19 protein-coding genes are annotated in these 21,864 nt (G+C 65.6%); 10 read left to right on the forward strand and 9 right to left on the reverse strand.

Translation table 11 applies throughout. The annotated features are described in order from the left end of the window. Positions 1–11: 11 nt before the first annotated feature. Positions 12–800, forward strand: a complete 789-nt coding sequence (locus IBJ82_RS19245; RefSeq protein WP_194827342.1) for a MerR family transcriptional regulator — start codon at positions 12–14, stop codon at positions 798–800. Positions 801–1,663: 863 nt separating this feature from the next. Continuing rightward, entirely contained in the window at positions 1,664–2,332 is a 669-nt protein-coding gene (locus IBJ82_RS19250) for a DUF3159 domain-containing protein (protein WP_194827343.1), read from the forward strand. A 55-nt stretch (positions 2,333–2,387) separates the two neighbouring features. Here IBJ82_RS19250 and IBJ82_RS19255 read toward each other — a convergent pair whose 3' ends face one another. From IBJ82_RS19255 to IBJ82_RS19265, 3 genes are read right to left on the reverse strand one after another with little or no spacing between them, the layout of a single operon-like run. After that, positions 2,388–2,660: a hypothetical protein gene (locus IBJ82_RS19255; protein WP_194827344.1), complete on the reverse strand. Its 273-nt coding sequence runs from the start codon at positions 2,658–2,660 to the stop codon at positions 2,388–2,390. 43 nt (positions 2,661–2,703) lie between these two features. Next, on the reverse strand, positions 2,704–3,108 hold the full coding sequence (locus IBJ82_RS19260; RefSeq protein WP_194827345.1) for a group 1 truncated hemoglobin: 405 nt from the start codon (positions 3,106–3,108) through the stop codon (positions 2,704–2,706). Between the two features lie 18 nt (positions 3,109–3,126). Further along, positions 3,127–4,368: an oxygenase MpaB family protein gene (locus IBJ82_RS19265; RefSeq protein WP_194827346.1), complete on the reverse strand. Its 1,242-nt coding sequence runs from the start codon at positions 4,366–4,368 to the stop codon at positions 3,127–3,129. A gap of 418 nt (positions 4,369–4,786) precedes the next feature. Here IBJ82_RS19265 and IBJ82_RS19270 point away from each other — a divergent pair, with 418 nt between their 5' ends. Further along, on the forward strand, positions 4,787–5,635 hold the full coding sequence (locus IBJ82_RS19270) for an oxygenase MpaB family protein (RefSeq protein WP_194827347.1): 849 nt from the start codon (positions 4,787–4,789) through the stop codon (positions 5,633–5,635). On the opposite strand, the gene IBJ82_RS19275 is transcribed toward IBJ82_RS19270, so the two are convergent. The 5 genes from IBJ82_RS19275 to IBJ82_RS19295 all read right to left on the reverse strand — a co-directional run bounded on the left by IBJ82_RS19275 (position 5,543) and on the right by IBJ82_RS19295 (position 10,673). Next, entirely contained in the window at positions 5,543–6,832 is a 1,290-nt protein-coding gene (locus IBJ82_RS19275; protein WP_228537411.1) for a CdaR family transcriptional regulator, read from the reverse strand. The two genes, IBJ82_RS19270 and IBJ82_RS19275, sit on opposite strands and share 93 nt — an antisense overlap. A 315-nt stretch (positions 6,833–7,147) precedes the next feature. Further along, positions 7,148–8,437, reverse strand: coding sequence for a serine hydrolase domain-containing protein (locus IBJ82_RS19280; protein ID WP_370585382.1), 1,290 nt, complete (start codon positions 8,435–8,437; stop codon positions 7,148–7,150). 131 nt (positions 8,438–8,568) lie between these two features. Further along, positions 8,569–9,036 carry an SRPBCC family protein gene (locus tag IBJ82_RS19285; RefSeq protein ID WP_194827349.1) on the reverse strand — a complete coding sequence of 156 codons (468 nt, stop codon included), beginning with the start codon at positions 9,034–9,036 and terminating at the stop codon, positions 8,569–8,571. A gap of 390 nt (positions 9,037–9,426) precedes the next feature. Further along, positions 9,427–10,119 carry a hypothetical protein gene (locus IBJ82_RS19290; RefSeq protein WP_194827350.1) on the reverse strand — a complete coding sequence of 231 codons (693 nt, stop codon included), beginning with the start codon at positions 10,117–10,119 and terminating at the stop codon, positions 9,427–9,429. Beyond that, positions 10,116–10,673, reverse strand: coding sequence for a hypothetical protein (locus IBJ82_RS19295; protein ID WP_194827351.1), 558 nt, complete (start codon positions 10,671–10,673; stop codon positions 10,116–10,118). The genes IBJ82_RS19290 and IBJ82_RS19295 overlap by 4 nt, the downstream gene beginning before the upstream one ends. A gap of 165 nt (positions 10,674–10,838) precedes the next feature. On the opposite strand from IBJ82_RS19295, the gene IBJ82_RS19300 reads away from it, so the two are divergent. Further along, positions 10,839–11,972, forward strand: a complete 1,134-nt coding sequence (locus IBJ82_RS19300; protein WP_194827352.1) for an acyl-CoA dehydrogenase family protein — start codon at positions 10,839–10,841, stop codon at positions 11,970–11,972. A 19-nt stretch (positions 11,973–11,991) separates the two neighbouring features. Here the strand turns inward: IBJ82_RS19300 and IBJ82_RS19305 are convergent, their stop codons facing one another. Then, positions 11,992–13,125: an AraC family transcriptional regulator gene (locus tag IBJ82_RS19305; RefSeq protein WP_194827353.1), complete on the reverse strand. Its 1,134-nt coding sequence runs from the start codon at positions 13,123–13,125 to the stop codon at positions 11,992–11,994. Positions 13,126–13,624: 499 nt separating this feature from the next. On the opposite strand from IBJ82_RS19305, the gene IBJ82_RS19310 reads away from it, so the two are divergent. From IBJ82_RS19310 to IBJ82_RS19335, 6 genes are all read left to right on the forward strand, one after another. Then, the gene (locus IBJ82_RS19310) at positions 13,625–14,377 is read left to right on the forward strand and encodes a DUF4239 domain-containing protein (protein WP_194827354.1); all 753 of its coding nucleotides are present in this window, start codon (positions 13,625–13,627) and stop codon (positions 14,375–14,377) included. Between the two features lie 764 nt (positions 14,378–15,141). Further along, positions 15,142–15,288 (forward strand): hypothetical protein, encoded by a 147-nt coding sequence (locus IBJ82_RS19315; protein ID WP_194827355.1) that lies wholly within the window; start codon positions 15,142–15,144, stop codon positions 15,286–15,288. Between the two features lie 260 nt (positions 15,289–15,548). Continuing rightward, entirely contained in the window at positions 15,549–16,970 is a 1,422-nt protein-coding gene (locus tag IBJ82_RS19320) for a family 2B encapsulin nanocompartment shell protein (protein WP_194827356.1), read from the forward strand. A gap of 4 nt (positions 16,971–16,974) precedes the next feature. Next, the gene (locus IBJ82_RS19325; RefSeq protein ID WP_370585383.1) at positions 16,975–19,251 is read left to right on the forward strand and encodes a germacradienol/geosmin synthase; all 2,277 of its coding nucleotides are present in this window, start codon (positions 16,975–16,977) and stop codon (positions 19,249–19,251) included. After that, on the forward strand, positions 19,248–20,639 hold the full coding sequence (locus IBJ82_RS19330; protein ID WP_370585384.1) for a family 2B encapsulin nanocompartment shell protein: 1,392 nt from the start codon (positions 19,248–19,250) through the stop codon (positions 20,637–20,639). Before IBJ82_RS19325 ends, IBJ82_RS19330 begins: the two co-directional genes overlap by 4 nt. After that, complete coding sequence (locus IBJ82_RS19335; RefSeq protein ID WP_194827357.1) at positions 20,636–21,724, forward strand: family 2 encapsulin nanocompartment cargo protein polyprenyl transferase; 1,089 nt, start codon at positions 20,636–20,638, stop codon at positions 21,722–21,724. Before IBJ82_RS19330 ends, IBJ82_RS19335 begins: the two co-directional genes overlap by 4 nt. Positions 21,725–21,864: the final 140 nt, after the last annotated feature.

The raw sequence follows: 21,864 nt of genomic DNA on the forward strand, positions 1-21,864 counted from the left end.
AGACTGATCCGATGCTGACCATCGGCGAGCTCGCCTCGTATGCCGGAGTGACCGTGCGTGCGGTGCGCCACTATCACGCCAAAGGGCTACTGCCGGAGCCTGAGCGCGACCACTCCGGCTATCGCAGGTACGACGCGGGCACCGTGGTCGAGCTGATAAGAATTCGGACCCTCGCGGGGGCCGGGGTTCCGTTGGCGCGCGTGCGACAACTGCTCCAGGCCGACGCCGAAGAATTCGCGGCGGCGATCGCGGACATCGATACGCGGTTGCGGGCGGAGATCTGGCAGCGGCAGCGGCACCGCGAACGGATCGCTCGCCTCGCCGCGGGGGACAGCCTGGCGTTGCCGCCAGAGGTAGTGGAGTTTCTCGACCACCTGCGCGCACTCGGTGTCGACGAGCGGATCGTCGAGGTCGAACGCGACGGCTGGATCCCGCTGGTCGCGCACTCACCCGAGCGAGTCCCGGAGTTGATGGCACGCAAGCGGGCGCAAATCGCCCATCCGCAGCTCGTCGACTTCTACCTCACCCTGGGCCAAGCCCTCGACCGAACCGACAACGATCCGATGCTGATCGAGCTGGTCGACAATATGGCCGCCTACCTCACACAGCTCGCTGATGAGCAGGGCGAGGACTATGTCGGGGGCGGCTTCGAGCCGTCTTTGGTCGAATTGCTCGACGCGCTGGCGTTCGACGCCGCGCGGCCGACCCGTCGACTGATCGAGTTGCTGAAGCAGCGGGGCTGGACCGGTTGGACCAAGCTCGAACGCGTGGATTCGAGACGCAGTGGTTCCAGTCACTGAGAGTGCTCGATAGGCGGCCGCACAGCGCATCGGAGGGGGTCCGGGCGAAGCTGCCTGTGCCACTTGTGATTGCGCTGGCGCGGCACCCGTGTTCGAGCCGCGCAAGCGCCTAGAGTGAACCTTGCCCCGCGACGTGGCGGCGTGTGTGTGGGTGCATGGGGAAGGGTTCGCCTCGGTCGGCTGGTCGGTCGAGGCGAACCGCATCACCCCGCAACGCCATGCTCGAGCGATCAGCTTCGGGAGTTGCGCTCCTGCGCTGCTTCGGGGCAGTGCCGGGTGAGTCTTCCAGTGCTACCGCGCTGATCCAGAGCCCGATCATGTCAGCGGTTTGGTCGATCACCGCATCGCGGTCCATGCCCTCTTCCTCCATCTTGACCGAGCGTAGCGCGGTGGAGAAGCCCGCGTTGAGCACGATTCAGGCCATCGTGTCGACGTCGAGGCCATGGGTCGGACCGAGGGACTGGATCAGGTAGAGCTCGAGACGACTTCTCGCGGTCGGTGAAATACCGGTACAGGGTGCCGATACTCATGCCCGCTCGTGTCTCCGTCGCACGATCCTGTTGGGGACGTTTGCGCTGTGGATCGGCATCAGGTTGACCTCGAGACAAAGCGGAACCAATTGAGCGGGAACTCGATACATCATCATCACGAGAACACCGAATCGATCAATCCCCGAGTATCGCGAGAGTCCCGGGCAGATCGGCGCGTCGGCGAACAGTATGTCGTGACAGATGTCATGCCGCATCCGTGGCGTTGTCACTCGGAACGGTGTTAACGCGCACTGTTTTCCGGCCTCCGCAGCGACGAACGTTGGAACTGTGCCTCGCACAACACCTTTCTCGCACAACAGCTCGGAGATCACCATGTTTCAGCCCGAACCCCACCGCACACGCGACAGCGTCGACGAGACCGCAGCCCCGCGCGTATCGACGACCGATCCGACGCAGAGCCTGATCGACCAACTCGGCGGTAGGACAGGCATGATCTACACGGCCATCCCGGTCTTTGCCTTCGTGGTGGCGAACGCGCTGGTGGCACTACCGATTGCCATCGGGTCAGCCATCGCGATCGCCCTCGGCATCATGTGGCTCAGGATCGCTCGCGGCGAGCCGGTGGTACAGGCGAGCGGCGGGCTCGCCGGGGTCGTCGTCGCGGGTGGGGTCGCCGCGTGGACCGGCTCGGCAGGCGGGTTCTTCCTGGTCGGCATCTGGGCCAGTCTGGCCGGTGCCATCGTCACATTCGTCTCGCTGCTGGCGCGTCGGCCGCTGACCGGGTTGCTGTGGAACCTATTGCACGGCAACAAGTTCGACTGGCGACACGACCGCCCGTCACTGCGTGGTCACGATCTCGCCACCCTCGCTCTCACCGCGATGTTCACGGCACGCTACTTCGTCCAGGACTGGCTCTACGACATCGAAGCCACCGGTCGGCTGGCCACCGCCAAGATCATCATGGGAACCCCACTGCTGGCGCTGGCCCTGGTGGTTGTCGTCTGGGCGTTTCGTCGCTCGACCAAGCGACTGGCCGCATGAGCCATGCGAACGGTGGACAGCACACCAGTTGTAGTACTTCGGTCGCCGGGTCGGGTCAGTAGCGGGTAGGGGAGCAGGGATCCGGAAGGGCCGAGAACGTGGCCAGGTCGCAGATGCCGCCGGTCAGCATGTGGATCGGGGTGAGACCGAGCAGGACTATCAACCCGATGATGTCGCCGCGCTCGAGGAAGGTGCCGGCCGACTGCACTCCCGCCGAGCCGTAATCGACTGCCGCCGAGCCGGTTTGCCCTTCGGCGACAGCGGTAGCGGTGCCGACGAGCGCCGCTGCCGCGAAAGTGACAGCGGCGATATTCATGGTGGTACGCATCATGTGGTCCTTGGTTTCAGTGGGTGGGGGAGCGGTGGATGGGTCACGGGCCCGAGCAGATGTCATCGGCTAGCGGTGACACCGCGGCAAGGATCTCGGCGAGCAACTCCTGCGGGACTCCGGCGACAGTCATCGCATCGGCGAGGTGCCCTGCGACGAGGTCGAAGTGCGCCTTCGTGATGCCGCGGCCTCGGTGTACCTGCTTCATCGCAGCGCCGATGTAGGGGTCCGGACCGCCGAGGGCGGCGGAGAAGAACTCGACCTGGCGACCTTTCATGCGAGTCATGTTGGTGCCGGTGAAGAATGGGCCGAGCGCCTCGTCGGCGAGTACTCGCGTGTAGAACGCTTCGACGACAGCCTGTAAGGCTTCGTAGCCGCCGACCTGCTCGTAGATCGACGAGGCCGTGCATGGCTCCGGGGTTTCGGACGGTAGCGGGTAGAACGTCATTGCAGCGCCTGCCGTGGTTCAGCGGTGGGGTTGGTTCATGTCGCGGTTCATCGTCGGAATTTCGATGCTGATCGGCATCCGCAGTTCGGCCAGGTAGACCAGGGCGGCCTTGCGCAGGAATTCGTCGAGGAGCCAGTAGGGGTCGCCCAGGGGCGGGATCGCAGTCAGCAGACCCTCGCGAACGGCGATGAACGGACCCCAACTGAACCGCAGTAGCGGGTCCCAGACCGGTTCCCTCGGAATCCCGAGTCCGTCGGCGATGGCATCGCCGAGCAGGAAGCGGGTGAACGCGCCGAGGATCGGCTTGCTCAGTAGCGCGAAGTCGATATTGGCGCCCAACCCCAGCAGTCGATCGGCGAGCTTCGCCCCTTCCGGCGTTGCCTCGATGATGGGGTCGAGGATTTGTGCCGCTTGGGAATTCGCGTCGGGCCACGTCTTGGGGATGTACTCGTCGCGGACACCCAGCAGATGCGCGGCCACCTGCCAGGAATGCAGGAACGCCGCCGATTCGTGCGCCGGGATCGGCACGTTCCAGGAGGTCAGGTGCTTCATGACGGTGGTGGGCAGGCTGTGCCAGGTGACCATGATGTCGTTCTGGCTGATCGGAATATCTTCGGTGGCCGAGTGCACCCAGTGCGGTGACTGCGGCAGCAGGTGGCGCACCGAGGCATGGACGAGGCGGGTCTTGACGCAGGTGACGATCATTTCCCCGTCGGCGGCATAGGCATTCGCGCTACCGATGTCGTAACCGAGTTTCGCGGTCTTGGTAATACGGTCTTTGAGGTCGTGACCGCCCTTGGAGTAGTAGACCGCCCGAGCTTCCTTCGGGATGACGGTGCTCATCATGCCGCTGGCGAACCCGTAGAGGACCCCGAGATACAGTCCGCGCTTCTTGTTGAACTCGATCGCGGTCCCCAGCGCGCCCAGATCGGTCCATTGCGGAAGTTGGCGGGCGTACTCCATGAATTCGCGCAGCTCTGTAGGTAAACCGCCCGGCAACGCTTGGCCGTTTCTGGTCCAGGTCCGTAGCAGTTCGTTGACCCGTGGCACTTCCCCGCGATCGATCAGTCCGGCGACGAGCTCGTCGGCTTCGGGATCCCACACGGTCATCGGGTCGACACCGGACCCGCCCCCGGCCACCGACCCCTGTGGTGACCAGGTCCACGGCTCGGCTCGCACGGGCGTCACGATCGACAGCGCGCCGATCGCGCCCAGGATTCCGCCGGTTTTCAACGCATTACGTCTATTCAGGCCGTCCATGAAGTTACTCCTCATTGAGTATGCGCAGGCCCGGCGTGTGATGAAACTATCCCGTGTCTCAGCTGGTCGAACCTCAGAATCAGTAGTAACTTAGCAAGATTTATTGGTACGGTCGATGTTTTTGCCGAACCTGCTGTGTGCTGCTGCTCGCGCGAGCGACATCGGTGCTGGTTGACCGTAAACTGACTGGCCAGCGTATTATTCAGCCCCCTTGTCGTGCGCCGGCCTCCGCTTGTATTCACGGCGCGAGTGTGAGGATCGAAGTGATCCGGTGGAGGATAGTGGCAAAATTCTTAGTAACTTACAAGCTGGGCGCTGTGCACCTTGTGGATGGCGCAGCGTGCCCGATTGTTGTTGCCGCAGGAGGCATGCGATGAGAGTGTGTATGTAAATCTCTATCATCGACTCTGGAGTGGATATGAATCGTCAGTCCCGGGCCGCGGACCCGTCGGAATCGTCCGGCGACCGTCGGCGCTACCTGGTCGGTCCCGCGGCGCTGCTCGGCGGCCCGGCCAACGTGATCATGCAGCTGAGCTCGGCACCGGTCGGTCGCGGCGTCGTGGAGAGCACGGTGACCAGCGGCCGTTTCGACCTGCGACCACGCAAGCGTGGGCGAACGACCCTGACGTACTTGGCTGTGGCAATGCTCGGTACGGACGAAGACCGCGCCGCGTTCCGTGCCGCCACCGACACGGCGCACCGTCAAGTGCGCTCGGGTCCCGATAGTCCGGTGCGGTACAACGCTTTCGATCCGGAGCTGCAACTGTGGGTAGCGGCCTGTATCTACCGGGGTACGGTCGACTCTCTGACGTATCTGTTCGGCGAGGTGGACGAAGAATTCGCCGACGAGCTGTACCTGGACTCCGCCAGATTCGGGACCACGCTGCAAATGCCCGCGCGACTCTGGCCGCCGAACCGTGACGCCTTCGGAGAGTACTGGGACGCGAAGCTGAGCGCGATCTCCATGGACGACGAAGTGCGGGCCTATCTGCTGGGGCAAGTGGTCGATCTCAGCCCCTATCGTCGGTGGGAACAACTCCTGTTCCGGCGGATTAATCGGTTCTTCACGACCGGCTTTCTGCCGCAGCAGTTTCGCGACGAGCTCGCCCTGCCGTGGAGCGATCGGCGCCAGCGCTTGTTCGAGGTCACGATGCGCACCCTCGGTCGCGTGCTGTCAGTGCTTCCCGAACGCTGGCGGCTGTATCCGTTCGAGTCGTACCTGGCGGACATGCGCCGCCGCCGTGCCCTCGGTCGGCCGCTGGTGTGATGACCGTGCCAGGTCGAATGCGCGGGCGATCACCGCGGACTTCAGCTGCCACAGACCTGAAGCATGCATCGCGTCGAGCCCGGTCAAGCTCGCGATTCGGTGCAGTCGGTAGATGATGGTGTTCGTATGGATGTGGAGGAGCCGGGCGGTGCGTTGACGGTTCATGTCATTGGCGATGAGCATCTGCAGCGTCTGATAGAGATCGGGATGGTTGTCCAACGGTGCGAGTAGCTCGCCGAGCTTGGTCAGGCCGGGGCCGGGCCGCGTGAGCTGGTATTCGAGCGCCAGGTCTTCGAATCGATAGAGGCGCGGGGCGTAGCCGAGCCGCTCGATGATGTCGAGAAGGTCATGAGCGAGCTGTGCGGTGTCCGGGATCTGGCCGGTTGTGGTCGTTATCAGGGTCGCCGTGATGTCGACCCTGGCGGCGCGGGAGAGCGCTCCGATCAGGATGTCGAGTCGGGTGTCGTCGGTATCGGCACCGGGAATCAGGATGGTCCCGCCGTCGACCGACAGCATGGCGAGAGCGTCGTCGGATTGCTCTGCGAGTGCGGTGTGGATTCTGCGGAGCTTTCGTCGTGCGACGATGTCGTCGTCGATCTGCGGGTCTTGATCGTCGGGGTCTCGGGGGATCGACACTGCCATCACCGCATAGGTTTCGGCGACGCTGACGCCGCAGTCGCGGGCCATGCTGGTCGTGGCTCGGCCGGCGAGGAGGGCGGCGGTCAATGCGCGCGTCGCGGTGAGGTGTTCGCTCACCACCCCGCGGTACTCGCGGAGGTAGGCATTGATCATCGTGGTGGACATCAGGTTCGAAATCGCCATGGTCGTGCGGAGTCTGTCGATCAGTGCGTCGCGATCGTAGGCCGCGTCGGAAGTGCAGATCAGGTCAACGCTCGCTCGCAGCGACTCGTAGAACGAATGCAAGATGGTGTCGATCGGCACGGCTTCGCGGGCCCAGCCCGCTGCGGCAGCCGAGAACCAGTCCAGCTGGTCGGATACGTTGTGGCCGGCGATGACACCGTCGCCGATCTCCAGACACTTCTTCGTCACCGTGGCGATGTCACCGTGGATCGCGTCGCCCAATTGGGTATCGCGCGTGGCTACATTGTCGATGAAGTGGCTGACGAGCTGGCCTGCGAGGCTTGCCGTATCAGGCAACGGCGACCGCATCGACGAGCAGTCCAGTTCGATCGGCATCGTGGCTCCTTCGGGTCGCAACCCACACGGCATCGGCCATCGATCGCCTGCGTCGATAGAGGCCGTCCGCGGCATCCTTCTGCGCCGAGAGTCCACGGACCCCGATCGTGCGGTCGACGACCGGGTCGGCCGTTGTGCGTGGATCTAGAATGGATAGTAACTTATCAAGCCCTCTTGCGAGTTGTCCTGTGTTCGACGAATCTGAGGCCGGTTCGCATTGAGGGGTTACCCCTGTCGATGCTCGCCGCGCCCGCTGTCGACGTGCCTCGCGAATAGGAGAACAGCAAGTAACTTCTGTTCGTACGCAGCGTAACGTCAGCGGCCCGTAGTGGTCGGTCCGGCAGGGCTGGTGGGTGAGGTCGTCGCGCCGGTGCTCGGTGCGGCCGGGTTGCCCGGCACCGCCTCGGGGCCGTAGAAGGTCGGCAGCATGGCCTTGACCAGCACCAGCGCCGACCCCTCGCCCGATGGCACCGTCGCCAGGTTCGTGGCGACCACGATCGTGAGGTCCGAGGCGGGGTCGTGGCCCATGAAGGTCATGAACCCGGGCATCTGACCGTCGTGCCCGAACAGATGCAGACCGAATCGGACGATTCCCAGACCGTATCCGGCGACATCGGGAGCGGCGGGATCGATCGGCTGGATGCTGTCCATGCGAACCCGCTGCATCTGTTCATCCAGGAGGTCGCCCTCGACGAGTGCCCGTACATACGTGGCCACATCATCGACTGTCGATATCGCGGCGCCCGCGGTCCAGGTCCACGACGGGCTCTCGTCGGTCGCGTTGCTGGGTTGCAGCGTGCCCGCCAGCGCGGCTGCCTGTTCCTCGGGCGGCAGGGCGTAGGTGTCGATGGTGGAGACATTGGTGCCGAACGCGTAACCCTGCGGGTGCGGATCGGGGATCGAGTGGTCCGCCGCCGCGGGCAACGAGGTGTGCTTCAGGCCCAGCGGCTCGAAGATCCGCTTCTGGAAATTCTCGGCGGCCGACATATTCGTGATCTTCTCGATGACGAGGCCGAGCAGGATGATGTTGGTATTGCTGTAATCGAATTTCTCACCCGGCGCGAAATTGACGGGGTGCGAGAAGGCGATCGCGAGCAATTCCTCCGGCGTCCACACCTTGTTCGGGTCACTGTCGAGCAAGGCGTTGAATTGCGGGTCGAACGTGTAACTGTAGAGCCCGCTTCGCATTTCGGAGAGCTGAGCGATGGTGATGCGATCGCCGTTCGGCACACCCGGCCAATATTTGTCGATGGTGTCATCGAGCGCGAGCTTGCCCTCCTGCACCAACTGGAGGATCACCGTCGACGTCATGGTCTTGGTGTTGCTGGCGATGCGGAAGTAGTCGTCCGCCGACATGGGGTCGTCGGCCCCGATGACGCGGGTACCGAACGTCTCGGTCCAGTTCCCCTTCGTCGGCGATTTGACGACCACGACGGCGCCTGGAATGACATTGTCTTTCATCAGCTGGGTGATCACCGGCCGGAGAGTGGCGGCGTACGCGGGCTCGGCCTGCGAGGGGACCGGCGTGCTCGTGGCGCTGCCGCCGGAGTCCGACGACGTCCCACAGCCCGTGGCGATGAACAAACCCGCGGTCGCGACCAACACTGCGATACTCGTCCGGTGTCCCATGATTCTCCGATCGGCGTTTTGCTCAGGAGGGGAAATGCCGCGCGGTGCAACTCTAACTCGGCTCATGGGAATTCAGGGGGAATGGGCGCTGTGGTGAAAAGTGCGCTTCACCCGTCTCGACTATCGGCCCTCGCGTCCACGTACCCGCCCTCGGCGAGATCGGCTAGCCGTGACAACGACTCACGATTACGTGGCGCGAGTAGCAGCGCCTGAGCCGCGTGCGGAATGAATCGACTCGGTCCGCTAACGGCTCGCTCGGTCATCACGACCTCACACGAGGTGGGGCCGAGGTCGCGCAGCTCCAGCCGGACAATTGCGCCGCCGAATGGCCACAGCCTGGCATCGAGTTCGATGCTGTACGGCGAATCGACAGAGCGGACCGCGGTCGTGTCCTCGATCGTGCCCGGCCACGGCCCGACACTGTGATGAATGCGAGCTCCCGCGGCCGGCCACGCGTCGTCCACTCCGCGGATATGGGAGGCCCCGACGACCCAACTCGCATAGGACCATCCGTCGGCCAGCACAGCGAACACCTCGTCCACCGGGGCCTTGATCGTGCGCGTCACCTGAACCATATTGTGGATCGTCTCCTCGGCTCGGTCATCCTCGCTGGTACATCGGCGCTTACCCGGTCCCGCGACTCCGAACCGGCTTTCGATCGCTGACCTCGCACAGTGCGGGCTCGCCGCGGATCACGGCTGTCCACGGGCGCGGCCCATCACGCGCCCTATTCCGGGTCGTTTTCCCTTGACGACGGACGGTCCGGCGGCTTCTTGCTGCTCTTGCCTCTCAGCAGGACGACCGCGACGAGCACGACCAGCGCGACGATCACGAGGAGTTCCATACGGCGCGCGTACCCACGTTGGGGGAGGTCAATCCGGAGCAGTTCCAGGCAGAAGACAACAGAACCGTACGAGCGCTGCGGTGTATCGAGCGCTCGTACGGTTCTGTGGCAATTACCGAGGTCAGGAGGTGGGAGTCAGAAGCTGGTCGAAGAACGCGCGGTAGCTGCGCAGGGCGCGCCGCAACGACTCGGTGTCCGGGCTCTCCGACCACCGGTCCGCGATGATCTTCTGGCGTTCGGCGTAGGTGCTGGTCAGTTCGTGGATCAGTTCGGCGACCAGATTGTCGGCCTGGGATACCGCATCACGGGGATCGTCGACGAAGGAGCCCTGCAGATCGCGCCAGCGATCGCGCAGGTGTTCCAGGGACTTTTCGTCGAACAGCGGGACGATGTTGTCCTCCGCATCGGCAGCAGGGCTCTTCTGCCGTACCACCGGCTCCTGCCCCGCGTGAACGGAGTCGCTCTTGTGGCCGGGCTGCTCGGCGACGATCGCGTCGCGCTCGGTGTCGGCCTCGGGCCGGGCACCGGTGAGATCCGCGTCGGTCTGGCCTGAGGTGCGGGCCGCGACGGGCGCGTGCTTGCCGTCGACGCCCTGTCCGGCGGTGGTCGTGTCGCTGCGGTGATCCGGCCGCGTCTTGTCCACGGTGCCGGAGGCCTTCGGATCCCGTCCGGAATCCGGATCGATGACCTCGGCGTCGATCACCTGGTGATCGACAGGCTTGCCTGCTGTGAGGCGATCACGTTCGCCGAGAGGGGCGTGCTCGACATCGTCGGTGCGCGCATCGGTCTTGGTGCGGTTGTGTTCGGTGCTCATGACACTGTGTCCTTCTTGTGCGTGGTGTGGCCGTTCGTCAGATCGAGGAACAGCGCGCGGTAATGCACGAGGGCGGTCCGAAGGTCTTCGGTGCTTGCCTTTCCGTCCGCGTGCTTGATCGCGATGGCGTGGGCGTCGCGGTAGTGGCCGAGGGTCGCGGCATGCTCGACGGAGAGGTCGGCGGCCTGCTGGTCGAAACCTTCGGTGGGATAGCCACGTTCGGCCATCACGGTCGTGACGAGCTGGTCGGCCTCGCTGACAGCGTCGGCGGGCTTGTCGACGAAGCGCTCCTGCACGTTCGTCCAGGCCGCGGTGAACTCCTGCTTGCGCTCGGGGGTCAGTTCACGCAGCTCGAGCGAGTGGTGCCTGCGCTCGCGTTCCACCAGTTCGCGTTCGGCGGCGCGGCGATCGTCGGTCTGTTCGAGGGCCCGGTCGTATTCGGACCCGAAGCGGCCTCGCAGACGCCTCCGGCGTAGGTACGGCTGGACCAGAAAAGCCGCACCGGCGAGTACGACCACGATGACAATGACAGCTACCAGAATTCCGGAAGTCACAAGTTCTCCTTCTACGAGCCTCTTGTCCCGGTAATGCCTCGCCAATCGATTCTCAAACAGGCAGAGCTTGCCGCCGTGCCATCCGCCGACCGAAATCCCGATCTCGTGGCGTAGCGCGGCGCGCTGCGTATCCTGGTCGAAACCCTTTCGAGCGGAGGACAATTCGTGGTCAGCGCGCAGTTCGGATCGTCGCCTGAGTCGGGCGAACGGGAGATCCTGGATCGGGTGGCCGAACTGGCGGTGGGATTCGCCGCCGACGCGGCCGGCTACGACGAGCGGGCCGAGATTCCGGTCGAGGAGCTGACCGCGCTGCATGATGCTCAGGTCGATCGGGCGGTGCTGCCTCGCCGGCTGGGTGGGCTCGGATTGAGCTATCAGTCGTTCGGGACAGTGGTCCGGATACTGGCGAAGGCCGATCCGTCCATCGCGACGATCTGGGTGATGCACGCTGGTGCGGGTGTCGCGTTGGCGGAGTTGACCGGCGATTCGGCCGGGTCGTTCTTCGCCGAGGAGTTCCTCGCGGGTAAACGGTTCGCCAACGCGTTGTCCGAACCTGGCAGCGGGAACCGCTTTCTGCAGCCGCAGCAGGTGGCCGAACCCGCGGTGGGCGGCTGGTCGCTCTCCGGTGCGAAACGGTTCGTCTCCGGTAGTGAGATCGCGGACTACTTGCTGGTGAACGCGCTGGTCTCGGGGGTGCCGACGTTCTTCGGGGTGATACCGGACGAGTCCGTATCGATCATCCCGATCTGGGACACCCTCGGTTTGCGAGCGACCCGCAGTCAGCTGTTGGCCTTCGACAACACCGTGTTGCGCACCGAATATCGCGGTCGCGCACCGGGACCGGGCGATTTCGCGGTGATCCCGGCCGGATTGCCTGCCATCTCCCTCGGTATCGCCGACGCCGCGCTTGCCGCGTTGGTGGCGCACGCGGGCTCACGAATGATCCTCGGCAATCCGCTGGCCCATCAACAGTGGGTGCAGCACGAGGTCGCCGACGTGCAGATCCGGCTCGCCGCCGCGCACGCCCTCTACGACCAGGGTCTGCGCGAAGCCGACAGCGCGAGCCCCGCCTTTTTCGCCACTCTGTCGCGGGCGAAGTATCTGGCGAACAAGGTGGCCGTGGATGTCGCGCAGTTGGGTGTGCGCGTGGGTGGAGCGTCGGGTTATCTGCGCGGGTCGCCGATCCAGCGACACCTGCGCGACGCCGAGGCAGGACAACTCATGGCGTACTCGACCGAGGTGCTGGCCGGCGAGATCGGACGGGAGGTGCTCGGCGTCGCTTCGCCGCCGAGCCCTTGATCACCTCGGCCGCGAAACGTCACCACCCCGCCATGGCATCCCTGCGCCGTGCGGTGCGGTAGGCGGCGGGGGTTACCCCGTACTTGGCGCGGAAGGCTCGCGAAAGCTGGTCGACCGTGCGGAAACCGCAGCTGTCGGCGATATCGCGGAGCCCGCGGGTGTCGTCACTGAGCGCGCTCGCCGCGGCAGCCAGTCTGCGGGTGCGGATGAGCCGCCCGACGGACATACCCTGGAGTTCGAACGCCCGGAACAGGGTTCGCCTGCTCACGTGCAACCGAACCGCGACCGCATCCGGGTTCACGGCTGGGTCGGCGAAATTTCGGTCGATGAAGTCGGCCGCGCGGCGGCGCAGCACACCCTCGGCCGTGAGTTCCTTGGTCGCATCCGTGAGATCCCGTTCCAGCAGAGCGACCACCGCTGCCCGGAACAGGATCTCGTCGATGCGCGCGACTATTCGCAAGCTACCGGGAATCGTTGCGCCACAAGATATATCGCGAGCAACCATCAGGGCGGACACTGCCGCCCGCGACAGCGGCCACGACCAGCCGCCCGCCGCGGCGGCGTTCAGACCCCAGGCGGTCAGCGAATCCACTGGGAGGTAGAGGTACAGCACGTCGGTGGCCGGGGTTTCGCATCGGGCGAGAGTCGAGCGGAACGGGCTGTCGAGGCACAGCGCGAAAGCCTCCCCGGCGACCGCGGTCGATCGATGGCCCCGTTGCTCGAGCGTGGCTCGTCCGGCCAGCACCACACCCAGTTGCAGGTACTGGCTGTAGTGGTCGTCGTCGTCACCGATACCGCGCTCGGCGGTGATGTCCGAGGACCGCAGCCGGGCGACCAACACCGACCCGGTGCTCGCGGTCCACAGTGTGGCAGCGAAGTCTTCCCGGGCACGCAGGTCGCAGCCGAACCCCACCCGCTGTAGATCGCGCGATCCACGCAGGGTCACGCCCTGGTCATCGGCGGGGCCAGGACGTTCCAGCGGGCAGATTGTCTCCGGTCGAATCAATTCGCTCGTCGATTGCCCCAATCCGAACAAAACGGACTTCTTTCGTGTCGAGGGCCTCGGATCGATCGTCGTCCGAACCGAGCGCTGCCCGCCGGGCTCGGTCTGTCGTCCGGCCTCGATCCCGTGCGCGTCCGCCTCGCTGTGCATATCCCACCTCCGCGCAGGGGTGCGCGGTCGCCGGAAACGGGGTAGGACGCGGATCCGTCACCGGTTGCCTGCACCTGTCGACAATCTGGAATCGCTCTCGAAAGACCAAGGATAACAGCGTAATTCGGTGACCCGATGCGGTCGGGCCGATCTCGGCGTCGATGCGTGGACGACACTCGCATTCCGTGCCAGGTTCGCCGGGATGTCGTGCCAGGACGGTCTGCGAGAGCCGCGCGGTCGACTGCCCAGAAGGAGGGTCCCGCCTGCCGATTTCGGTCACCCGGCGGTCGGTGCGGGAGCTCGTCGATGGTTTGCTTGGTCATTGCGGCACTCGTGTCCACGGCCTACTCTCGACACCGTTGGCCCCCTTGCTATTCCGTGGTTGTCGGTCGCAGGATTCCCCATCGTGTCCTCCCTTCCTCGGAGGTGGTCCACGCAAATCTTCAGTGATTTCCGGCGCGCATCATCGCCCACCTCGACGACGAAGGACTACCGAGACATGCTCTGGGAAGCACTGCTGTGGGTAATCGTGGCCGCCGGACTGGCCGGGAGCGCCGCCTACTTGCTGCGTAGGCGCGGCAAGGGCCGCGACGGCGAGGCCACCAACGAGTCGGTGGGACAGGTCTTCACCCTCGTCGGCGGACTGCAGGTGGTGCTGGCGTCGTTCTTGCTCATCGGCGTGCTCGATACCAACGCGAGCGCGGCGAAGGCCGCGTCCGACGAAGCGGACCGATTGCTCGCCCTGCAGTGGGCGGGCGACGCGTTGTCCGAACCTGCCCGCAGCACGGTCACCAGGGCCGTTCATGCCTACACCGGCCAGGTGATCGAGGTCGAGTGGCCCGCCATGACCTCCGGCGAAGATGTCGACGACAAGGCGTGGAACCAGCTGTCGAAAGTACGCACCGCCATTGCCGCTACCCCCGCCGCCGACGAATGGCAACGGTCGCGCCAGATCGCGGCGGCCGATCGGCTGTGGGAGGTCTACGAGGCCAGGCAGGCCAGGATCGAAGCCGCGGGTAGCGCGTTGTCGCCGATGATGTGGCTGGCGCTGGCGCTCGGCGCGATCCTGTCGGTGGGTTTGTCACTGCTGTTCTCCGGCACCAGCGCGCGCATTCATGTCGTCGTGGTGGCCAGTTTCGCGGCGGTGGTCACGTTCATGATCTTCACCATCTTCGAGCTACAGAACCCCTACGGCCGGGCCGCTGCGGTCGCACCGACGGCCTTCGACGCCGTACTGGCGCAACTGAGGTGAAAAGGACTGTGCGGACGGGGATCTGGGCTGCCCTGCTGTCGGGGATGGGCCTGTTCGCGCCAGGGTCGGCCGGTGCGACTCCGATGTCCCCGTCGGTCGAGCCGCCGAGTGTCGTCCTACCCCGGAGCACGCCGCGTGCCGGGCCGCTCACCACCACCCCGGCGGAACCCGTGGATACCCCTCGCGTGCCGCCCGGCGCCACGACCGGGCAGCCGATGCCGAACGGGGTTCCTCGATCGGTGCCTCGGTTCGAGGAACCGGAGGTCCCTGACACCCGGCGACCGTTCGCGGAGCCCCTGCTCCCCGGTCAGGGTGAACGGCCCGATCGACCGGAGACAACTACGCCGAGAAGGGCATTCGAGAAGCCGGTCGTTCCCCCGTACGGCGGGCTGGAGATACCCGTTCCCGAACGCTCGTACGAGGTGCCGGTTGCTCCGGAGCGGGTACCGCCCCGCGGGGGTCTGGAGTTGCCGGCTCCAGCCCGCCCGTTCGATGGACCGGACGTGCGTATTCCGGCGCCCCGGCCTCCGCTCCCGCTGCCTGTTCCGGCGCCCCCGCCCTTTCCGTTGCCTGCTCCCGCGCCGCTGCCCGTACCGATGCCATTGCCCTCGGCCCCGCAGCCGATAGTGCCGGCTGCACCCGAACCGTCACCAGTCCCGGAACCACCTCCGGCGCCACCGCCGACCGTGTCGGTCAGTCCCGCGCCGCCGCTTCCGTCACCCGCGCAACAGGCGCCAAGCCCACCCGTCCCGGTCTCCACGCCGATGAGGTTTCTTTCGCCCCCCGAGCGGGAACCGGAGGCGGTGGTTGCCCAGCCGGTGGCCGTCGAACAGCGGCGCTGGGCGCTGACCGCGCTGGTGCTGATTATGGGAAGTGCGGGTGCGGCCAGGGCGGCATTGCGACGTTCGTGAGCAGTAGCAGCAACTACATAGCATCCTCGTGGCAGTGTCGCGATGGCTGCTCCGACCTGGGTTGCCGCATGCCGAGAATCAGTCCATGGCTTTGAATTCTATTAATGCACAACAGAATTCAGATCAATCGCTTCCGAACATCGCATGCTTTCCGCTACAGTTGCTTTGCCGCTATCGATAGCCGGTGGATAACTGTTTCGTTCGTTCCTCCGTGGTGTGTCATCTCGTTTCTCCCATGTCTCTAGAAGCAGGAAGAACTCATGACTGAACTGGCTGAACCTTTCTCTGGAACCATTGCCGCCGCCCAGCTGAGCCTCAGCACTGTGGCCGCGCGAAACCTGGCAACCACCACCAAATCCGTGCCGCAGATGCAAGGCATCACCTCTCGGTGGCTGCTGAAACTGCTGCCCTGGGTGCAGGCAGACGGTGGTGTGTACCGCGTCAACCGTCGCCTCACCTACACGGTCGGCGACGGCTTGATCACCTGCTACGACACCGCGGGCCAGGCCCGGGTTCTCGCGCCCGATCTGCGTGAACTGCGCTATCTGCGTCAGTACTCCGATGACGCTGCCCTGCAGGCGATTGCGGACTCCTTCGTCGAACGGCAGTACGCGCCCGGCGACATCATCGCCGAAGCCGGTCAGCCGGCCGAAGAACTGGTGGTGCTCGCCCACGGCAAGGCCGACAAACTCGGCACCGGCGCCTACGACGAGTCGACCGTTCTCGAGATCATGACCGACGGCCGGTTCATCGGCGAACGGATCCTCGGCGCCGATGCGCAGCCGTGGGACTTCACCGTCAAAGCCGTCACCGCGTGCACCTGCCTGGTCCTCACTTCCCGCGCCTTGGCCGAGGTCAGCGCACGGATCGAAGGATTGCGCGAGCACGTGCGGGTGGCCCAGCTCGACGATGCCGTCGCCGATGAGCGGGCAAACCCCTACGGCGAGAGTTCGATCGAACTCGCCTCCGGTCACGACGGCGAGCCGCAGTTGCAGGGCACCTTCGTCGACTACGACCTGTCGCCGCGCGAATACGAGTTGAGCATCGCGCAGACCGTGCTGCGGGTCCACAGCCGAGTCGCCGACCTCTACAACAAGCCGATGGACCAGATCGAACAGCAGTTGCGGCTGACCATCGAGGCCCTGCGCGAACGCCAGGAAGACGAGATGGTCAACAACCGCGACTTCGGTCTGCTGCACAACGCAGCACCACGTCAGCGGATCAGCACCCGCAGCGGTCCGCCGACACCGGACGACCTGGACGAATTGCTGGCCCTGGTCTGGAAGGAACCCACGTTCTTCCTGGCCAATCCGAAGGCCATCGCCGCCTTCGGTGCCGAGTGCAGCCGCCGCGGCATCTACCCGACGAGCACCGAGCTGAACGGGCATCGGGTGCCGTCGTGGCGCGGCATACCGATCCTGCCGTGCAACAAGATCGGCACCTCGGCCAGCCGCACCACCTCGATCATGCTGATGCGCACCGGTGAAGCGGCCCAGGGCGTGATCGGCCTGCGCCAGACCGGGATTCCCGACGAGTACGAGCCCGGACTGAACGTGCGTTTCATGGGCATCGACGACAAGGCGATCATCTCCTACCTGGTCAGCGCCTACTACTCGGGCGCCGTGCTGGTGCCCGATGCCCTCGCGATCCTCGAGAACGTGCAGCTCGGCGCCGAGGTCTGACATCGTGCAGCCCTTCGAGCTGCCCGAGTTCTACGTGGCTCATCCCGCGCGGCTGAACGCGCACGTGGAACAAGCACGGGCACATACCAAACAGTGGGCCTACGAGATGGGAATGCTCGGCGACACCGTCGGCGGCGACGTGGTCTGGGAGGAGGCGAGCTTCGACGGCATGGACTATGCCGGGCTGTGCGCCTATACCCATCCGGAAGCAAGCGCGCCGGTGCTCGACACCGTCACCGACTGGTACACCTGGGTCTTCTACTTCGACGACCACTTCCTCGACGCATTCAAACGCACCGGCGACATGGACGGCGCACGGCGATATCTCGACCGCCTGGCCACGTTCATGCCGCCCGACGGTGCCGCGATGCCGGAACCTACCAACCCCGATGAGCGCGGTCTCGCCGACCTGTGGACGCGGACTGTACCGTCGATGTCGCAGGGCTGGCAGGAACGGTTCCGCGAAAGCACCCGGAACCTGCTGCTCGACTGCGTCTGGGAGATCGGCAACATCAATACCGCCCGGATTCCCAACCCCATCGACTACATCGAGATGCGGCGCAGAGTCGGCGGCGCACCGTGGTCGGCCGATCTGGTGGAGTACGCCCGCGGCACCGAGATTCCCGAAGCCGTCGTCGGCACCCGGCCGATGCGCGTGCTCAAGGACACCTTTTCCGACGCGGTGCACCTGCGCAACGACATCTTCTCGTATCAACGCGAGACCGAGGAAGAAGGCGAGGTGAACAACGGAGTCCTGGTGGTGGAGCGGTTCTTCGACTGTTCGCCGCAGCAGGCCGCCGATATCGTCAACGACCAGCTCACCTCGCGAATCCACCAGTTCGAGAACACCGTGCTCACCGAGCTGCCCCTGCTGTTCGACGAGCACGGGCTGGACGCGGTGCAGTGCGCGGCGACGCTGTCGTATGCGCAAGGTCTGCAGGACTGGCAGTCGGGTGGCCACGAATGGCATCTGCGGTCCAATCGGTACATGAACGGCTCCGCGGCGGCGGGACCGATGTCGTTCGGTCCCGCGGGGCTCGGCACCGAACTGGCCAGACCCGGGTTCTGGAAGGGTCTGGCCGGGCCGGGCGGAGTGCGTAGTCACCGCCAGATTCCGTTGCGCCGCACCGGGCAATTGCCGTTGCCGGACTTCGACGTGCCGTTCGAGCTGAGTCTGTCACCGCACCTGCCCGTGGCGCGCGCGGCCAGTATCGAGTGGGCGCAACAGGTCGGATTCCACGACCCGCTGCCCGAGCTCGGTGGGCGGCAGTTGTGGGCTCGCGAGGACACGGTCGGGTTCGATTTCGCGCTGTGCTCAGCCGGTTTGGATCCCGACGCCGATATCGAGGCGCTGACGCTGTCGGCCGAGTGGCTCACCTGGGGGACCTGGGGCGACGACTACTTTCCCACCGTCTTCCCGCCCACCCAGGGTGCCGCCGCGATGGCCGGGGCGAAAACATGCAACGCCAGACTGTCGACGTTCATGCCGTTGGACCTGAAAGCGGTTGGTACACCAGTCAATCCGTTGGAACGGTCACTGGTTGACCTGTGGTCGCGCACCGCGCGGCCGATGTCGCCGGCAGCTCGGGGTACGTTCCGGCAAGCGGTGGAATCCATGACCGAAAGCTGGTTGTGGGAGCTGGCCAACCACATGCAGCATCGGGTCCCCGACCCGGTCGACTACCTGGAGATGCGCCGTCGCACCTTCGGCTCGGATCTGACGATCGCGCTGTCGAAGATCGCCCGCGGCGGCCTGATACCCGATGCGGTGTTCGAGTCCACCACCATGCGCGGCATCGAACACGCCGCGCAGGACTACGGCTGTTTGATCAACGACTTCTTCTCCTATCAGAAGGAGATCGAGTACGAAGCCGAGTTGCATAACGCGATCCTGGTGGTCGAGTCGTTCTTCGATTGCGATCGCGACATCGCCGCCAAGGTCGTCGACGACCTGATGCGGGCCAGAATGCGACAGTTCCAGCGACTCGTCGATGACGAATTGCCCGTCCTGTTCGAACACCACCGGCTCGACGACACCGCTCGCGCGGCGCTGACCAGCTACATCGACGAACTGCGTGATTGGATCGCGGGCATCCTGCACTGGCATCGCGGCACCAGCCGCTACCGCCCGGAGCACCTGCACTACCCGGTCGGCAGGCAATCGCACACTGCCGCCCGCCCGGTCCACACGTGGGGACCCTCGGGCATCGGCACCGCCGCCGCCCGCATTCGTCCGCGCGTCGCCACCCATGCCACCTCGCCGGGAAGGACTTCCTCGTGACCAGCACCGCCCAGAATCCACCGACCGCCTTCGGTGTCGCCGCCGCCCGCACACTGGCGACCACCACCAAATCTGTTCCGCAGATGCAAGGAATCACGCCCCGCTGGCTGCTGCGCATGCTGCCCTGGGTCGAGGTCGACGGCGGAACCTACCGGGTCAACCGGCGCCTGACCTACACCGTCGGGGACGGATACGTCACCTGCACGCTGGCCAACGGCCGCTATCAGGTGATTCCGGCCGAACTGCGCGAATTGCGGGCGCTGCGCGATTTCGACGACGACGACACCTTGGTCGAGCTCGCCCGCCTGTTCACGCAGCAGGAGTTCGCGGCGGGGGAGACGATCTGCGAGTTCGGCAACGAGATCGACGCGGCCTATGTGCTCGCCCACGGCCGGGTCGTGCTGACCGGCCCCGGCGAATACGGCCAGCAGGTACAGCTCGACGTGCTCGACGACGGCAGCCACCTCGGCGCAGCCACTCTTCTCGGTGGACAAGCCATTTGGGAATACACGGCCATCGCGAACACCGCCTGTACGGTACTGGCCTTGCCGCGCGCGGTGTTCGACGCATTGTGTGCCCGTGAACCCCGTCTGGCCGCCCACGTCGCCGACCTCGGAACCGTGGTCGCCGCCGAACGGACCGGTGCCGACAAATACGGTCAGGCGGCGATCGGACTGCTGTCGGGCCAGCAGGGCGAGCCGACCCTGCCCGGGACCTACGTCGACTACGACCAGCGACCACGCGAACTCGAGCTCAGCATCGCGCAACTGCTGCTGCGCGTGCACACCCGGGTCACCGACCTCTACAACAAGCCGATGAACCAGCTCGACCAGCAGCTGCGCCTGTCGATAGCAGCGCTACGGGAACGCCAGGAACGCGACCTGCTGACCCACCACGACTACGGCCTGCTGCACAACGTCGACCCGAGTCAGCGGCTGTGTTCTGCCACCGGCCGCCCGACACCCGACGACCTCGATCGCCTGCTGGCTCGCCGTCGTAAGACCGCGTTCTTCCTCGCCCACCCCCGCGTGATCGCCCAGTTCGGCCACGAGTGCACAGCCCGAGGCATCTACCCGGATCCCACCGAAATCGAGGGAAAGCGGGTGCACGCGTGGCGCAATGTGCCGCTCCTGCCCTCGGACAAGATCCCGATTTCGCCGAGCGGGACCAGCACGATATTGGCGATGCGGATCGGTGAATCCGACGACGGGGTGATCGGCCTGCGCCAGACCGGCCTGCCCGACGAAGTCGAGCCAGGCATCAACGTCCGCTTCACCGGCATCGACGACCGGGCGATCTCCTCCTACCTCATCAGCGCCAATCATGCTGCGGCCGTTCTTGTTCCAGACGCCCTCGGTGCGCTGACCGAAGTGCAGGTGAACCGATGAGCACGCCGCAGGCCGCGACCACGCCGATCCTGGCGCAGGCACCTGTGCCAGCACCCGCGGTGTCACCGAGCCCACGCACGGCCGCCGACATACTCGATCAATGTCGCGAGGCCTGCTCCGCCACCCTGCACGCCACCGTGCAGATGATGCCTGCCACGGTTCGCACCATCGTCGGATACCACTTCGGCTGGTGGGACCCGACAGGGCGGCCGGAAAAACACGACGGCGGCAAGGCGATTCGCCCCGCGCTTGTTCTGTCGGCCGCCCGGCTGACCGGCGGTGACGTGGCGGCTGCCGTGCGCGCGGCCGTCGCGGTCGAACTGGTGCACAACTTTTCGTTGCTCCACGACGACGTGATGGACCGAGACACCACCCGACGGCACCGCCCGACCGCGTGGACCGCTTTCGGGATCGGTCCTGCCATCCTCGCCGGCGACGCGCTGGTCGCCCAGGCCTATTCCCTACTCGCCGCGGAGCCGCACTCACCGATCGTCGAAGCGACGAACCTGATGAGCCGCTCGGTGCTGCACCTCGTCGAGGGCCAGTGCGCCGACCTGGGATTCGAGCGGCGCACCGATGTCGAGGTCGACGAATGCCTCACCATGGTCGACCAGAAGACCGGGGCGCTGTTCGGATGTTCGGCCGCGCTCGGTGGCCTGTTCGGAAACGCGGACTCCGGTGAGCTCCTGCACCTGCAAGAGTTCGGCAGGCGCCTCGGCCGTGCCTTCCAGCACACCGACGACCTGCTCGGCATCTGGGGCGACCCACACGTCACCGGCAAATCGGTGTTCTCCGACCTGCGCAGTCGCAAGAAGTCGCTGCCGGTGGTGTTCGCACTGCGCTCGAACACCCCTGAAGCGGGCGCGCTCGCCGACCTCTACCTCCGCGAAAAGCCGCTCGACGACAGCGAATTGGTGCGCGCCGCCGAGCTGATCGAAGCCGCAGGCGGGCGGGAATGGAGCCGCCTGCAGGCGCGACAGCTGTACGAGGAAGCGATGTCGACGATCTCGCAGGTCGGGTCCGACGCCGGAGCCCTGGCAGACCTGGACCTGCTCGCGGCGCTGGCCGCGGACCGAGACTGCTGACGCCACGTGCGATTGGTTTTCATGCCACCGCCCGGCCGCGGCTTCGGCCCCGGCCGGGCGGTGGCTGGTCCGACAGACCCTCAGACCTCGCCGTAGAGCTGACGAGGGTGCCCGTGTAGTACTCATAGTCTTGGGCCCTG

The organism is Nocardia sp. XZ_19_231, from assembly GCF_015355705.1.
Lineage (GTDB): Bacteria > Actinomycetota > Actinomycetes > Mycobacteriales > Mycobacteriaceae > Nocardia > Nocardia salmonicida.

What these genes read in the sequence shown, in the direction of transcription:
- IBJ82_RS19275 (WP_228537411.1), bottom strand. Translation starts at nt 6,832, where the DNA reads ATGCCGATCGAACTGGACTGCTCGTCGATGCGGTCGCCGTTGCCTGAT.
- IBJ82_RS19255 (WP_194827344.1), bottom strand. Translation starts at nt 2,660, where the DNA reads ATGCGTACCACCATGAATATCGCCGCTGTCACTTTCGCGGCAGCGGCG.
- IBJ82_RS19305 (WP_194827353.1), bottom strand. Translation starts at nt 13,125, where the DNA reads ATGCACAGCGAGGCGGACGCGCACGGGATCGAGGCCGGACGACAGACC.
- IBJ82_RS19270 (WP_194827347.1), top strand. Translation starts at nt 4,787, where the DNA reads ATGAATCGTCAGTCCCGGGCCGCGGACCCGTCGGAATCGTCCGGCGAC.
- IBJ82_RS19265 (WP_194827346.1), bottom strand. Translation starts at nt 4,368, where the DNA reads ATGGACGGCCTGAATAGACGTAATGCGTTGAAAACCGGCGGAATCCTG.
- IBJ82_RS19335 (WP_194827357.1), top strand. Translation starts at nt 20,636, where the DNA reads ATGAGCACGCCGCAGGCCGCGACCACGCCGATCCTGGCGCAGGCACCT.
- IBJ82_RS19245 (WP_194827342.1), top strand. Translation starts at nt 12, where the DNA reads ATGCTGACCATCGGCGAGCTCGCCTCGTATGCCGGAGTGACCGTGCGT.
- IBJ82_RS19285 (WP_194827349.1), bottom strand. Translation starts at nt 9,036, where the DNA reads ATGGTTCAGGTGACGCGCACGATCAAGGCCCCGGTGGACGAGGTGTTC.
- IBJ82_RS19250 (WP_194827343.1), top strand. Translation starts at nt 1,664, where the DNA reads ATGTTTCAGCCCGAACCCCACCGCACACGCGACAGCGTCGACGAGACC.
- IBJ82_RS19310 (WP_194827354.1), top strand. Translation starts at nt 13,625, where the DNA reads ATGCTCTGGGAAGCACTGCTGTGGGTAATCGTGGCCGCCGGACTGGCC.
- IBJ82_RS19315 (WP_194827355.1), top strand. Translation starts at nt 15,142, where the DNA reads ATGAGGTTTCTTTCGCCCCCCGAGCGGGAACCGGAGGCGGTGGTTGCC.
- IBJ82_RS19320 (WP_194827356.1), top strand. Translation starts at nt 15,549, where the DNA reads ATGACTGAACTGGCTGAACCTTTCTCTGGAACCATTGCCGCCGCCCAG.
- IBJ82_RS19260 (WP_194827345.1), bottom strand. Translation starts at nt 3,108, where the DNA reads ATGACGTTCTACCCGCTACCGTCCGAAACCCCGGAGCCATGCACGGCC.
- IBJ82_RS19290 (WP_194827350.1), bottom strand. Translation starts at nt 10,119, where the DNA reads ATGAGCACCGAACACAACCGCACCAAGACCGATGCGCGCACCGACGAT.